The organism is Sphingorhabdus contaminans, from assembly GCF_007280415.1.
GTDB classification, from domain to species: Bacteria; Pseudomonadota; Alphaproteobacteria; order Sphingomonadales; family Sphingomonadaceae; genus Sphingorhabdus_B; species Sphingorhabdus_B contaminans.
In genome coordinates, this window is record NZ_VKKU01000002.1 from 1,343,065 (window position 1) to 1,357,910 (window position 14,846).

Genomic DNA, 14,846 nt, shown 5'->3' on the forward strand with positions numbered 1-14,846 from the left:
CAAAGGTTGCTAATATGCGACAGCAAGTGTCGCTGATGACAAGATATAAAACTAACCAGTAAGTTTTGCTTGTCAAGTGTCGTAGTTCATGGGAGAGTAAGCTTAAGTTGGGACTGGGTATCACCGATTTTCTCGTCCGAAGTATTGTGGTGTTAGAGTAACGATGCAGATTTTTCCGATTCGAGCATTTGATCCCCCAGGCGATGTTACACGTCTACGTGAGCAGGTGCGGGAGATCATACGCCAGCACGACCATCGCTGGACGCCGGAAGAGCGATGCAATCCGTGGCTCAAGTGCGATGCAAGATTCTCGCGTGCGCTGGGCGATGCGGGACTGCTCGGATTGACTTGGCCAAGGCGATATGGCGGACAGGGACGTTCGGTACTTGAACGCTATGTGGTGCTCGAAGAGCTTCTGGCGCACGGCGCACCTTGCGGGTGCCACTGGATCGCTGATCGCCAGACCGGGCCACTGCTGTTGCGTTACGGTAATGAGCTTCTGCGCGAGAAATACCTGCCGGGAATGGCCCGCGGTGAGGTCTTTGCCTGTATCGGATTGTCTGAGCCGAACGCCGGTTCAGATCTGGCGAGCGTTCGCAGTCAAGCGCGCCGGACACCCGATGGATGGGTGCTCAACGGGCAAAAGATCTGGACAAGTAACGCCCATGAATGTCAGGCGATGTTGGCCTTGGTGCGGACCGATCCCGCGTCGGAGCGTCAGGCTGGTCTATCGCAGCTGATGATCGATCTTGACCTGCCGGGTGTTACCATACGGCCCATTATCGACATGACGGGCGAGCATCATTTCAACGAAGTCTTTTTCGATGACGTGTTGATCCCTTTCGACTCTCTCGTGGGTACCGAGGGCGAAGGTTGGAAGCAGGCTATGGCAGAGTTGGCATATGAGCGCTCAGGGCCGGAAAGGTACCTCTCCACCTATATGCTGTTTGTTGAACTAGTCGATGCGATCGGCGCTGATCCGCCCGAACCGGTTGTCCAGTTGATTGGCAGGTTGGCCGCGGAGATCTGGACTTTGAGGCAAATGTCGATGTCGACCGCAGCCAAGCTGGCTGCGGGTGAGGACCCGGTGATCGAGGCTTCAATCGTCAAGGATTTGGGTAACGCCTTCGAACAGGCCATGCCGCGACTCATCCAGGCGGCCGTCGATCCAGATCTGCTCGCTGGGAGTGCTTTGGAGCGGATGCTCGCGCATGTGCTTGTTGCCTCACCGAGTTTCTCGCTGCGCGGGGGCACTCCGGAAGTTTTGCGGGGGATCATCGCCAAGGGTTTGGGGTTGCGGTGAGGAGCAGTTGGTCATGAGCGAGTCACGTCAGCTGCTTTGTGAAATGGCGAACGGACTGTTTTCCGAACTTGCCGAGGTTGGGTTCGATAATGCCTGGCCCCGGATCGAGGAGGCAGGTTTTGCTTCGCTGCTAATCCCGGAGGAACAGGGTGGATTTGGCGGCGACTGGGGTGATGCCTATGCTGTGCTGCGAATTGCGGGACGGTATGCGCTTTCGGCGCCTTTGGGCGACGCTATCTTTGCTCCCCGGTTGCTGATGGAAGCAGGGATCAAGCCTCCTGCTGGTCTTATCGGATTGGCGAGGGCCAATGGCAAGGTTGGCTATGGACGGCATTGCGGCTGCGTCATCTTGATCGAGGATGGTGAGCTAAGGCTGGTCGAAGTAGCGACTAGCGAGGTCGTCGAAGGCTATTCGCTTGCCGGAGAGCCATTTGACCACATCTGTCCGGGTGGCGCGCCACTGGCGAGCGCGCCGTGTGCAGCAAATCTCATCGCGATGGGAGCCTTTGCCTTGGTGGCACAATCGGCTGGGGCGCTGGACGCGGCGTTCCAACTGACGCTCGAACACGTGAACACCCGGGTCCAGTTTGGTAAGGCGTTGGGTCGCTTTCAGGCGGTGCAACAGGCCATGGCTGAATTTTCGGTCGAAGCAGCGGCGATTGATGCGGCCGGGCAGGCAATGGCTGCGGCGCTCGACAAAGGCAATGTGCTCGATGATGGGGCGGCATTCGAGATCGCCGCTGCAAAACTGCGAGCAAATATGGCGATCGAGAAGTGTTTCCCGATTGCCCATCGACTGCACGGAGCAATCGGCTTTACAATCGAATATGCGCTTAACCGCTATACGCGCCGGCTCATGGCCTGGCGCGGGGATTGCGGTAACGACGCCTATTGGGCAGGCCAGCTGGGGCAGCACGTTTCCAAGCTGAGCGGCGGCGGCTTTTGGCCGGAAATCACTCGCCGGTCCGATGCTGCAGGATCGGTAGTGTAAGCCCCAAAGGAAGGATAAACGGTATGAACGACTATATTGTGGGGAAATCCATCGTTATAACCGGGGCCGGTGGAGGCTTCGGCGAACTCGTCGCACGAAAGGCTGCGGCACGTGGTGCGCTAGTCACACTGGGTGACGTGAATATCAAAGGGGCTGAAGCCGTAGCGGCCCAGATCTGCGAAGCTGGTGGCGAAGCCCTGGCCAAGCAGGTCGACGTGACCGAACTTGATGCCGTCAAGGCCCTGGTCTCTACCGCAGTGAACGCGTTCGGTCAGGTCGATGTGATGATTAACAACGCGGGCATAATGCCGCTGGCATTTTTTAGTGATCACGAAACCGCCCATGTGGCTTGGCATCGCGCGATCGATGTCAACATCAAAGGTGTGCTCAACGGTATGATTGCTGCACATGATCCGATGATGGAAAAAGGCAGAGGGCAGATCGTCAACATTAGTTCGATTTACGGCAATTTCCCGGTCGTCGGCGCAGCCGTCTATGGTGCGACTAAGACTGCGGTCAATTTTCTTTCCGAAAGCTTTCGGGTCGAAACGAGAGGCAAGATTAAAGTCTCCGTAGTGAAGCCTACCGGAGTTCCCGGAACGGGTTTAACCGGATCAGTTATTAACCGTGCTGCAGGCGTTGGAATCGTGGGTCAAAATGCCGGAGATCTCGCAGAGATGTTATTGGCAGTCGAAGAGGGTAGGGGAGACTATTTATTGGATTCCCAAGGGATTTCCTATGCCCGCCTCTCGCCCGACTATATCGCAGACGCGATACTTCACGTCATTGACCAGCCGCTGGGCGTGTCGATTGGCGACATAACAGTCCGGGCTTCTGGTGATCAGTTCATCCTCTAAAACCCACTCCAAATTGCATGCCGCTGTGCCATGCATTAGTTCTTCTGCTCCGGACCGGCTGGTCAATTTTTTGGTGGAACCGGCGCGGATAATCCCTAAACCTGAGTTTTGACTTTAACGCTGGCCTTGGATCGATGCGGGCGCGCGGTGCCGAGGTCAACCCCCGACGGTGCAAGCTGCTTGACGCAGCTAAACTTACGGGTTAGTTTCATTTTGTGAATGGGGTGTAGTATGGGACGGAGCCGACAAGAAGAATTGACTGATTCAGTCCTTGAGGCTGCAAGTAACCTTTTTGCCGAGAAGGGTTTTCACGAGACTAGTACGGATGAGTTGGCCAGCCGCTTGGGCATTTCCAAGCCAACGCTTTACAAATACGGCTCGAGCAAGGCCGCCATTCTTCAGGCGATTGTGCGGCGTAACCACAAACGCGCACTCGAAGAGGCGCAGCGGATTGCCGCCGGTAAGGCGGCGCCGCTCGATCAATTACGCGAGCTGTTCCGTTTTCACACCCATTTCGCGATCGAACACCGGCACGAGGTCAGGATTATCGATGGCGAGAGACACCGGCTGACCGATCATGATGAGATTGATAAGCTCGCCGGTGAATATCTAAGCTTTATTAAGCATCTGATTACTGAAGCCCAGAAAGCTGAGAATTTGCGTGATGACATTCCCCTTGAGCTGTTCGCTAGATCGTTCATCGCGCTCGCTCTCGGGCCAGGCAAATGGTTTGTAGAAAAAAAGAGAGGGTTATCTGAAGAAGAAGTAATTGATGCCAACTGGTCCTTGTTCATGCGTGGAGCTGCCAGTCTAGGAAAATAAGGACTCGAGTTCTTATTGAAGCACTTAGATTGCGCATGCGACAGACCAAATTTTAAGTCTCGGAGTAAATCTAGTGTCTTCACTTAATGCAAGGCCGCGCCTTGTGCCAAACACATATTTTGTCCGGGATGGAGAGTTTTTTCATCCTACGGAACTGGCTCGTAGTCCCTGGCATGGCAATAAATGGATCGCCGGCGGCCCGACAAGCTGTCTACTCGCATCCTGTGCCGAGGACCCTGTGCTCAATGAGCGCTTCGCCATCGCCCGTTTTCAGCTGGATATATTTGGGAAGGTTCCCAATCTGCCGCTAACGCGCTCTATTAGGGTTTTGCGCGACGGAGAGCAAACCAAGCTCCACTGCATTAGCCTGCTGGCAAAAGGTGAAGTCGTGGCGCAAGCTCACATACTTCGTGTGCGTCGCTTAGCGACGCCAGATTTTGCAATGCCATCTAACTATCCCAAGCCCAAGGACATGCCTTCAGGGACAGTTCCAGAACTCGCGCAAATGGGCGGTTCAGTATCGTTCCGGCGGGTCAGCGGCGACCCAGGTGTGCCTGGACGAGCCGTTTGGTGGATGACAATGACCGACGGTGAAGTGATCGAAGGCGAGACACCATCGAACTTCGTAAAGGCGTGCCTATTTGCAGACTTTGGACATGGCTTCGGTAACGCACTTCGACCGCTTGAATGGGCCATGCCCAATCTGGATATCACGGTGCAGTTCATGCGGATGCCCGTCGGTGATTGGTTCTTGCTGGATGCTGAAACCCACACGGCTGGCAACGGACATGGAACTGCGCATACCCTGTTCGCAGACGAAAAGGGTGTCTACGCTCGTGGATTGCAAACCGTTTTTATCGCTCCTCGGTAACGAAAGTATCAGCTCATAATTCGTGAAAAATACGGAAACCATCCATGGTAATGCTACACGAAAGTGATGTCCTAACGAAGGAGGTGCTGGAATGGAGAGGGCTCCATCTGTTTCATTACAATGGATCATCCTGCTCACAAAAAGTACGCATATTCCTGAATCTCAAGAGAATCCCTTGGACCTCACACCACGTTAATCTCGCCAAGAGTGAGCATGTAACGGATTGGTATATGGGAATAAATCCGCGGGGACTAGTGCCTGCGTTGGTGCACGACGGTAAGGTGATTATCGAGAGCAACGATATTCTTGAATATTTGGAGGTGTCTTTTCCCGAGCCAGTGCTGATACCGGCCGATCGCAAGGAAGAGATGCACCGCCTGCTTCGCGAAGAAGATGAACTGCATCTCGACATCAGGGCCTTGTCGATGCGGTTTGTGGTGCCGTCATTTCTAGTAAAGAAGCCCGAGAGCTCGATCCTTAAGTATGAGGCGCTGGGCTCAGGCAAGGTTAACGGTAAAGCTGACCCAAACCGGGTGCGTGAAACCGAATTCTGGCGCGATATGATACGTAATAACGGGATCAGCGACGAGCGTGCGTGCATGGCTTTTGAGCGTTTCCGAAGGGCGCTCGAACAGTATGAGAATCGCCTTGAAGGCCAGCATTTTCTACTTGGCGACTCACTAACTCTGCTCGACATCGCTTGGTACATCTATGTCAAGCGGCTGAACGAAGCCACCTATCCCCTGCATCGCCTTCATCCTCGACTAGGTATGTGGTTCGATGCGCTCGACGCACGCGACGACTTTCGGAGCGAAGTCCACATGCCATCGGGCTTGGGATTTTTGACAGGCCTGTTGCACGTTGTGCAGCGAATATGCGGAACCGACTTAGTCACCGTAGTCGGGGAAAACTAGCTTACCATACTTGACCCAACCTCGACCCCACCGAAACCTTACATGCCGCTTCAAGTCTTGATCAGATCAAAATGACTAGAGCCCTTTCTTGATTGGATGGAAAAAATGACAGATCTCATTCTTGAAGAGCAATTAGGACCGGTTCTCGTTGTGACTCTTAACGCACCCGAGCGCAGAAATCCGATTTCTGACATCGAAATGGTCGATGCTCTGGCGCAAGCAATGCTCGGTGCCGACGCCACTGCTTCCGTTCGAGCTGTTATTCTTACTGGTGCTGGCACTGCCTTTTCTTCGGGGGGAGACGTGAAGAAGATGGCACCGGGCCAAGGCCTGCGTGACGAGGCACCAGTCAATACCCGGATAAATTATATGCGCGGTATCCAGCGGCTGCCGCTGTTGTTTGAAGCATTGGAGGTGCCCGTCTTGGCGGCGGTTAATGGCCCTGCGATCGGCGCGGGTTGCGACCTTGCCTGCATGTGCGATGTCCGGATTGCATCCGAGAATGCACTCTTTGCCGAAAGTTTCGTGAAGGTTGGTCTGGTCCCGGGTGATGGTGGTGCATGGCTCTTGCCTCGGATTGTCGGCTTTTCGAAGGCGTCCGAAATGGCTTTGACCGGCGAAACTTTGAACGCATCCCAGGCTCTCGCTTGCGGCCTGGTTTCAAGGGTAGTGGCTGCCGAGGATTTGCTTTCCGAAGCGCTCGACATTGCCAACATGATCGCTAGCAACCCGAGACATGCAGTCCGGATGACGAAACGGCTGTTGCGTAAGGCCCACGCCACAACACTGAGCGACACGCTCGAGTTGTCGGCCGCAATGCAGGCGCTGGCACACACGACGCGCGACCACGAGGAGGCGGTTTCGGCCTTTACCGAGCGTCGCAATCCGTCTTTCTTAGACTAGCCTGCGGACACCAAATTGCCGCGCCTATTTGCCCGGAAGTTTTGGCATTTCCAGGGCTTCGGCCTGCTCGACAATGGATCGTGGTACAGCCGACATTGGCTTCTGCATCTGTTTTGACCAGGAGTGGGCTTTTGCCTTAAGATCGGAGAAGATGGACAGGGTTCTGTTCTTGAAATTAGCGTGTTCGGTTGGATCCTCGTCCAGATTGTAGAGGTATTCCAGAGTGCCATTGCGCATATATTTCCAAGGATAAGACAGCGCGGCCAGTCGGTCTCCGGGGGTCATCCAAAAAACGGTTCGATCAACCGCAGGAGCACCGAAGAGTTGCGGTGACAAGTCGATCCCGTCGGGTGGATAGGATGGATCTGTCGCAATTCCCGCAAGCGCGGCCATCGTTGGCAGGAAATCAATAGAAATGGCGACCTGACGGGAGACTGCGTTCGCGCGAATTCGTCCCGGCCAGCTGACGATCAATGGAACCCGGGTGCCGCCTTCCCAAAGCTCGCCCTTGGCCCCGCGCAGGGGCCATGTTTTGGAAAAGCGCTCGCCGCCATTGTCGCTGGTGAAGATGACTACGGTATCGCGGTCCATACGGTACTTGCGCAAGGTATCGAGAACCTTGCCGATCCCCTCATCCATCGCCAAAACCATGTCGCGATAGATCTTTGGCGAACCGCCTTCAAAATGTATGTCGGTCATCCGCTGCGACCCGCGTTCAACCCGCGTTTGCCAAGGCCAGTGTGGGGCAGTGTAGTGCAGCGACAGCATGAAGGGCTGTTCGACGTTTCGCCGGATGAAGTCGCAGGCGCGGTCTGAAAAGAGGTCTGTAGCATAACCATCGATAGTTACCGGAGTTTCGTTTTCGTACAGGTCCGGGCGCCGCGGACCCGTTGTGAGCGGGTCGAGGAAATCATGCGACCAATAGTCGATACCGCCACCCATAAGGCCGAAGAACTCGTCATAACCGCTCTTGCGAGGCCCATAGTCCGGAAGTTCGCCGATGCCCCATTTCCCGACTAACCCAGTCCGATAGCCGGCGGCCTTGAACAGGCCAGGCAGCGAAGGCAAGTCCCCCGAATAACCGATCTTCCCGCGGGTATAGCCGCCGCCTTCTCCCGACCCGGCCAGCAACCGGTTCTGATAGCGTCCAGAAATGAGGCCGACCCGTGTCGGTGCGCAGGAGCTGGAGCTGGCATAGCCCAGTTCGAACCGCATTCCACGTCGCGCGAGGCCGTCGATGTGCGGGGTCTGGTAGTCCTCCCGGCCGTAGCAAGACAAGTCAAAAGCACCGAGGTCGTCGGCGAGGATGAACACAAAGTTAGGTTTGCGCCGAGGGCGCTTAGTTCGTCCGGCGGCGGCACCGGCGGTGCCGAGTGCGGCAACCGACATCGCACCTGCAATGACTTCCCGTCTGGTAGCCTGCATAGTGAACCACTCCATCTTTTTAGGCGCTGCGGCACCGCACACTGTTGTCATTCGGCTATACTTCACAAGGCCACTTGACAAGAAAAACTTACTGGTTAGTTTCTATTCCCGTTAATTGGGATCTGCAAACCTAGATTCAGGGGCTGCCGGTCGCTCTGAATTAAATGATCGGGTGGAGCGCAGAATCTTCATCCGAATATGGGAACGGTGTCACAAGGAGAGGGAGAGTGCAGATGAAGACGAGTTTCAGGATAGCGATGCTGGCGTCGGTATGCAGCTTGACGTTGGCGGCTCCGGCAATGGCACAGTCCGGTATGGACACTGCCGATGAAACATCCGGCAACGACGAAATCATTGTGACGGCGACTCTGCGCGAAGCAAGCGTGCAAGACATTCCACTTGCGGTCACTGCAATCAGTCCGACTTCACTTGAGCGGCAGGGCGTTGTTGATGTGAAGCAGCTGGCAAGTATTTCACCGAGCTTTTCATTTCAGTCCACCCAGACTGAAACTTCTGGAATTGCAATCCGCGTACGTGGCGTTGGTACTCCAGGCAACAACGCTGGCCTCGAAAGTTCGGTCGGCATCTTCATTGACGGCGTTTATCAATCTAGGCCCGGCGTCGCGCTAGGCGAGCTAGTCGACCTTGAGCGGCTTGAACTATTGCGCGGCCCACAGGGAACTCTGTTTGGGCGGAATACGTCTGCGGGCGTTCTCAGCATTTCTACTAAGAAGCCCAGCCTTACCGACTTTGATGGATTTGCGAACGTTACTTATGGCAACTATGATTTGATGAACCTTCAAGCCGGCGTGGGCGGACCGATTTCCGAGAATGTCGGGTTCAGGCTGACTGGTTCATGGAGGAAACGCGACGGATATGTTGAGAGCGCTGGTGGTGCAGAGAGTCACAACAAGGACCGATGGATTCTGCGTGGCCAGTTATACTTTGAGCCAAGCGCGGACCTGAGCATTCGCTTGATCGCCGACTATTCAAAAATTGACGAAAAGTGCTGCGATGGAGTGATATTTCGCGAAACTGAATTGGCACTGAATCCTGCCAATATTGCCCTTCATGGCCTGCCAAATTCGGGTGTAACCTTTTCGGGGCCCTCTGCTCTTCGCAATCTGCAGACCAATGGCGGCCAGTTTTTCAATGGGGCGAAGCAGTGGGGTTTTTCAGGCGAGCTGAAATACAATCTTGGCGGTGCCAAATTGACTTATATTGGTTCATACCGGGACTATGAATCCTCCTCCACAGCCGAAACTGACTTCGTCGGACTTAGGATTTTCACTCAGGGGATCGGCGGCGAGTCGAGTGTTCCTGGGCAGCCCCCGACGGGCGATCGCATCAAGTCCACAACGCACGAATTGCGAATCCAAGGCGATGCGTTCGATGGCAAACTAGATTGGCTCATTGGCGGGTTTTTCGGGGACGAAAAGATCGTAAGTACGGCTACGGCGACCTTGGGCACACATTTCCAAGCTGCCGCAAGCGCCTTCAATTTCGGAACTGCGCTTGGTCCAAATCCGCTCTTCGCGTTCACAGCTCTTGGAAATGGCGGGATACCTGTGAACGCTGCTGGAGCAAACGCTGCCAACCAGTTCAACCAACAGGGTAAGACTTACTCTATCTTTACCCACAATGTCTTCGATCTTACGGACAAGCTCAGCTTAACGTTGGGTGCTCGCTATGTGAGCGAAACAAAGGATGGAAGCTTCGATCAGCTTCAAGGAGCCAATGGGGCGTGTCAAGCAGTCGTAAACGGGCTTTTGTCTGGTGCCTATAATGCGTTGCCGGCTGCAGTCAGAGGAGGGCTTCAAAGCCTCAATTGCTTTAATACTGCGACACCGGTTTCCATAACCGCACCAACGGGATTGGGTGGAGGATTGGCCAGTCGTTTCTTGCCACTTCCGCGTGAGTTTTCAGATACATTCAAGGATGATGAACTGACCTATACAGCTCAAATTTCCTACAAGCCTAACACGGATACGCTACTTTACGGAAGCTTCAGTCATGGGTTCAAATCAGGTGGGTTCAATCTTGATCCTACAGCAGCTATCCTGAGCAACTCTGCTGCAGTGCTAACAACTGGAGCTGCTCCGCAATATACCGATCCACGCTTCTCGTCCGAAAAAATAGACGCCTACGAAGTTGGCTTTAAGGCGACTTTGGGCAGGATTAACGCGAATGTTGCATTGTTCCATATGGATATTAACGGCTTTCAACAGCTCGAATTCAATGGACTGCAATTCCGAACTTTCAATGTCGGGAAAGTGAAGTCAACAGGCGTTGAGGCTGAGCTATTTGGCAAACTTGCTGATTACGTCTCGCTCAATCTATCTGGAACGTATCTCAACACACGCTATCCTTCCGATTGCACTGCGGGCATTGTCGCGAGCGATGTTCCGACCATCAGCCGCCTTTGTGGAGCAAAGTTAGTTCGTTCTCCCCGCTTTTCTAGCGTTGCTGGACTTACTTATGATGGCCCGTTGGGTGGATCCGCTTGGGGGCTCCTTGCCAATGTCAATCTGCAATATTCGGACTCATTTCGGGTGCAAGTCCAGCCGAGGGACACAAATGGCACCCTGTTTCCTGTGCAGGAAAACTTCTTCAAGGTGAATGCTAGAATTGGTTTCACCACCCCAGACAAACGTTTCACGGTTGAGTTTTGGGGAACTAATCTCAGCAACGAGATAACTCGGACAGTTACAGCCAATACGCCACTTCGAGGGGTTGCGGGTGCACGGTCATATCTTACCTTCTTCGACGAACCTCGAACCTATGGCTTAACAGTAAGGACTAAGTTCTGATCGGCAGGGCGACAAGCCAGCTTCATCATCCGATGAACAAGTAAGACCTTTCGATACGGGAAGTAGGGAAACCAACTTCCCGTATTTTAATCAGCCAATTTTAGAATAGCTGCTGCGCGGACTAACGTTTTTTCTGTCCATTAGATTCAATACAGAGTCAGTCTGATCCATGCCCGAACCCGAATTAACCATGACGATTGGCGGTGAGCCTGTGATCGCCAAATCCTTGCTTGAGGTGCGGAACCCGGCGACCGGAATGGTCTTCGCCACGGTGCCTGATGCCGGTCACACCGAACTTAATGCAGCCGTAATAGCAGCGCGTGACGCTTCCAAAGCTTGGTCCCGGAAGACATGGCCTGAACGGGCGTCAATTGTCACCCGAATAGGCGAGACTGTTGCCCATCATGCAGCTGAGCTTGCCGCCATGCTGACCCGGGAGCAAGGCAAACCTGCTGATCAAGCCATGACTGAAATTATGACTGCAGCGCATTGGCTGCGTTCAACCGCAACCTTGACTCTGCCGGACCGCGAAACCGAGATGGCGCCTGGTCGCCACCATATCACGCGCTATGTTGCGATAGGAGTTGTGGCAGCAATATCGCCTTGGAACTTCCCCGTCGCACTTTCTGCTTTTAAGATTGGTCCGGCCTTACTTGCTGGTAATACAATGGTGCTGAAACCTTCGCCTTTCACGCCAATGACCATGCTGCGTATTGGTGAACTAGTGCGCGATTTCGTACCTGCGGGAGTATTAAATATAATCTCAGGAGGCGACGCTTTAGGTCCGCTAATGACTGCCCACCCAGGCTTCGACAAGGTCAGTTTCACTGGGTCCACATCAACCGGAAAGCGCGTCATGGCCGCCGCGGCGTCAAGTTTGAAGAGTTTGACCTTGGAACTGGGAGGCAACGATGCAGCAATAGTCTTGCCTGATGTTCCAGTCGAAGAGACCGCACAAAAGGTTTTTCATTCAGCTTTCGCAAACAGCGGGCAAATCTGTATTGCGACTAAGCGCGCCTATATTCATGAGGACATATATGATGAGTTTCGGGACGCTCTAGCGCGCATCGTTAAGGATGCGAATGTGGGAGATGGCAGCGAGACAGGTATTACTCATGGGCCGATCCAGAACAGACGGCAGTTCGACCGATTGAACGACCTTATTTCCGACTGCGAGTCAAATTCTTTCACGCTGATCCGGGGCACGGTACCGTGCGGTACCGGTTACTTCATGCCGCTGACCCTCGTCGACAATCCTCCAGAGACAAGTCGAATAGTTCAAGAAGAACAGTTCGGTCCCATACTTCCGTTGATCAGGTTCCGTGATGTTGACGATGTTGTTGCAAGGGTTAACCACAGCGACTTTGGACTCGCTGGAACTATATGGTCGACTGATATTGATGTGGCTTTGAAACTCGCTGATCAAATTGAAACTGGGAACATATGGATCAACGAAGCATTTGCATTGAGCCCATTTGCCTCTTTTGCTGGTCATAAACAATCAGGATTGGGTGTTGAGAACGGCATCGAAGGGCTTATGGCATATACTAAACCAAAGACCTATTTTGTAGGCAGGTGATGGACAGCACTTCTGACTCTGTCAGAGCGCTTCAACAATGGTTACATTTGCGATGCCGTGCACCCGCATCATCGCAGTACCAAACCGCATCTCCTGAACGCAGGAGGGCTATCTCCTTTGCCTTGACGCTCGGCCCCGCACGGACGGAAAGAAAGCTCCCCGGCTTTAGCGGCTTTACCGAAGACGTGCTCATGCAGGCGTCCAAGTCTTCATTGCCAGCTACCATAAGCCAGCTTGTTGTCTTTGTAATCGAGGGTCTGCAAGCTCCGTCGACAACCTCCACGGGCGGGTGGCAATCGCCTTTTTCCCACTGATAGCGCCATATGCTTGTTCCACTCAACTATAGGCACCGGAGGACGTCACCGAGAATCGACTGAAAATGTCGACACCAAACTCTGTCAGAGTGCTTCAACAATGGTTACATTTGCGACGCCGCCTGCTTCGCACATTGTCTGCAATCCCCAGCGTTTGCCCCTCGCTCGAAGCGCATTGATTAGTGTTGCCATCAACTTGGTCCCTGAGGCACCAAGCGGGTGACCCAGAGCGATAGCGCCGCCATTGACATTGAGCTTCTCTGGGTTTCCGCCGATTTCCTTAAGCCAAGCCAAAGGGACTTGAGCAAACGCTTCATTCACTTCGTAAAGATCTATATCCCCAATGGTCATGCCTACACGCTGCAAGGCTTTGCGTGTTGCCGTAATCGGTTCTTCCAGCATGATTACAGGATCACCCGCGGTCACCGTCATGTTGTGAATCCGGGCTATTGGTGTAAGATTGAACCGATTAAGAGCGTGTTCGCTAACGACCAAGGCGCCGCTCGCTCCGTCACAAACCTGGCTAGCATTGGCCGCGGAAACCACGCCTCCTTCTTGTAAGAGCTTGACGGACGAGATACCTTCCAAGGTTGCATCAAATCGCACACCTTCATCCACCGTGTGCCATTCACCTCCAATGTCGATCGGAACGATTTCATTTCCGAATGCGCCGGACAAAATAGCCGCAGACGCCTTGCGATGGCTTTCGAGTGCGAATCGATCAAGCGTATCACGTTCTAAGCCGTGCTTCTGCGCGAGAAGCTCTGCTCCCTCGAACTGGCTGAATTGGGCGGTTCGATTGTACCGCGCCTTACCCCTTGGACTTAATGGTCCTGTGCCGATCCCTTCTTTTTCATGCAGAGTATAGTTGGAGAACATTGGCACACGGGTCATGCTCTCGACACCGGCCGCAATCACGACATCCTGAGTTCCCGACATCACCGCCTGCGCTGCAAATTGAAGGGATTGCTGCGACGAACCGCATTGACGATCAATAGCAACACCCGGAGTTGTCGCGGGTAATTGTGAAGCTAAAATTGCATTGCGCGCAAATGCGAAACATTGCTCACCAGCTTGCATCACGCAGCCAAGAATGACGTCTTCAATCGCATCCGGATCAAGCGACGCGTTGCGGCCCAGCAAGGCGTTGAACACCTCGGCCGCGAGATCAGCAGGATGCCATTCGGCAAGTTTTCCGTTTCGCTTGCCGCCCGCTGTGCGGACGGCGTCAACGATATAGGCTGCTCCCATATTTGTTCTCCAATCTTTGGATTGTTACTTGGGCGCCATGCGAATGGCACCATCTAAGCGGATCGTTTCCCCATTGAGCATAGGGTTTGCGATAATGCTCTCGACCATCAGCGCATATTCATCAGGATGGCCGAGGCGTGAAGGGAACGGCACCTGCCTGCCGAGCGAATCCTGTGCTTCTTGAGGCAAAGACCCGAGCAGAGGCGTCCAGAAAATCCCGGGCGCGATTGTCATGACGCGTATCCCATATCTTGCAAATTCGCGAGCGATGGGCAAGGTCATGCCCACAATTCCACCTTTTGAGGCCGCATAAGCGGCCTGCCCAATCTGGCCATCGAATGCGGCTACCGATGCGGTATTCACGATGACACCGCGTTCTTCGACGCCAATGGTGTCTGCTTCGTGGATGCGTGCAGCGAACTTCGCGAGGACATTGAAGGTTCCAAGCAGGTTGATGTTCACTATTTTGGCAAAATCGCCCAACGGAACGGCATTGCCATCTCGGCCAATAACTTTCGCCGGAGGGCCGATACCCGCGCAATTGACCAAGATCCGGGCTTTTCCATTCACTTCTTCGGCTTCGAGAATCGCATTGGCCACTGACAATTCGTCGGTGACGTTGACCGCGGCAAAACGGGCCCCGATCTTTTTGGCAAAGTAGGTGCCAAGTTCCGCATTTAGATCGAAAAGCGTGACCTTGGCGCCGCGTGATGCGAGCCGTTCGGCGGTGGCAGCTCCAAGACCGGAGGCGCCTCCGGTAACGATTGCCGCAACTCCTTCTACGTGCATTAATTGTCCTTTCCCAA

At 54.1% G+C, this 14,846-nt stretch carries 12 protein-coding genes; 9 read left to right on the forward strand and 3 right to left on the reverse strand.

The genetic code is table 11. The features are described from left to right. The first annotated feature begins 163 nt into the window (after positions 1–163). The 7 genes from FOM92_RS14735 to FOM92_RS14765 all read left to right on the forward strand — a co-directional run bounded on the left by FOM92_RS14735 (position 164) and on the right by FOM92_RS14765 (position 6,661). Positions 164–1,303: an acyl-CoA dehydrogenase family protein gene (locus tag FOM92_RS14735; protein ID WP_143777566.1), complete on the forward strand. Its 1,140-nt coding sequence runs from the start codon at positions 164–166 to the stop codon at positions 1,301–1,303. A 13-nt stretch (positions 1,304–1,316) separates the two neighbouring features. Next, the gene (locus FOM92_RS14740; RefSeq protein ID WP_170226907.1) at positions 1,317–2,294 is read left to right on the forward strand and encodes an acyl-CoA dehydrogenase family protein; all 978 of its coding nucleotides are present in this window, start codon (positions 1,317–1,319) and stop codon (positions 2,292–2,294) included. A 23-nt stretch (positions 2,295–2,317) separates the two neighbouring features. Beyond that, on the forward strand, positions 2,318–3,151 hold the full coding sequence (locus FOM92_RS14745; protein WP_143777568.1) for an SDR family oxidoreductase: 834 nt from the start codon (positions 2,318–2,320) through the stop codon (positions 3,149–3,151). 255 nt (positions 3,152–3,406) lie between these two features. Then, entirely contained in the window at positions 3,407–3,973 is a 567-nt protein-coding gene (locus FOM92_RS14750) for a TetR/AcrR family transcriptional regulator (protein WP_170226908.1), read from the forward strand. Positions 3,974–4,076: 103 nt separating this feature from the next. Continuing rightward, the gene (locus FOM92_RS14755; protein ID WP_170226909.1) at positions 4,077–4,844 is read left to right on the forward strand and encodes a thioesterase family protein; all 768 of its coding nucleotides are present in this window, start codon (positions 4,077–4,079) and stop codon (positions 4,842–4,844) included. Positions 4,845–4,888: 44 nt separating this feature from the next. Next, positions 4,889–5,758 (forward strand): glutathione S-transferase family protein, encoded by an 870-nt coding sequence (locus FOM92_RS14760; RefSeq protein ID WP_143777571.1) that lies wholly within the window; start codon positions 4,889–4,891, stop codon positions 5,756–5,758. Positions 5,759–5,863: 105 nt separating this feature from the next. Next, positions 5,864–6,661: a crotonase/enoyl-CoA hydratase family protein gene (locus FOM92_RS14765; RefSeq protein WP_143777572.1), complete on the forward strand. Its 798-nt coding sequence runs from the start codon at positions 5,864–5,866 to the stop codon at positions 6,659–6,661. Positions 6,662–6,685: 24 nt separating this feature from the next. Here the strand turns inward: FOM92_RS14765 and FOM92_RS14770 are convergent, their stop codons facing one another. Next, positions 6,686–8,086, reverse strand: a complete 1,401-nt coding sequence (locus FOM92_RS14770; RefSeq protein WP_170226910.1) for a sulfatase-like hydrolase/transferase — start codon at positions 8,084–8,086, stop codon at positions 6,686–6,688. Positions 8,087–8,319: 233 nt separating this feature from the next. Between FOM92_RS14770 and FOM92_RS14775 the strand changes: the two genes are divergently transcribed. Next, complete coding sequence (locus FOM92_RS14775; protein ID WP_246087367.1) at positions 8,320–10,896, forward strand: TonB-dependent receptor; 2,577 nt, start codon at positions 8,320–8,322, stop codon at positions 10,894–10,896. Between the two features lie 169 nt (positions 10,897–11,065). After that, complete coding sequence (locus tag FOM92_RS14780) at positions 11,066–12,475, forward strand: aldehyde dehydrogenase family protein (RefSeq protein ID WP_143777575.1); 1,410 nt, start codon at positions 11,066–11,068, stop codon at positions 12,473–12,475. A gap of 398 nt (positions 12,476–12,873) precedes the next feature. On the opposite strand, the gene FOM92_RS14785 is transcribed toward FOM92_RS14780, so the two are convergent. Then, positions 12,874–14,040, reverse strand: coding sequence for an acetyl-CoA C-acetyltransferase (locus FOM92_RS14785; RefSeq protein ID WP_143777576.1), 1,167 nt, complete (start codon positions 14,038–14,040; stop codon positions 12,874–12,876). Positions 14,041–14,064: 24 nt separating this feature from the next. Continuing rightward, entirely contained in the window at positions 14,065–14,829 is a 765-nt protein-coding gene (locus FOM92_RS14790) for an SDR family NAD(P)-dependent oxidoreductase (RefSeq protein ID WP_143777577.1), read from the reverse strand. Positions 14,830–14,846 lie beyond the last annotated feature (17 nt).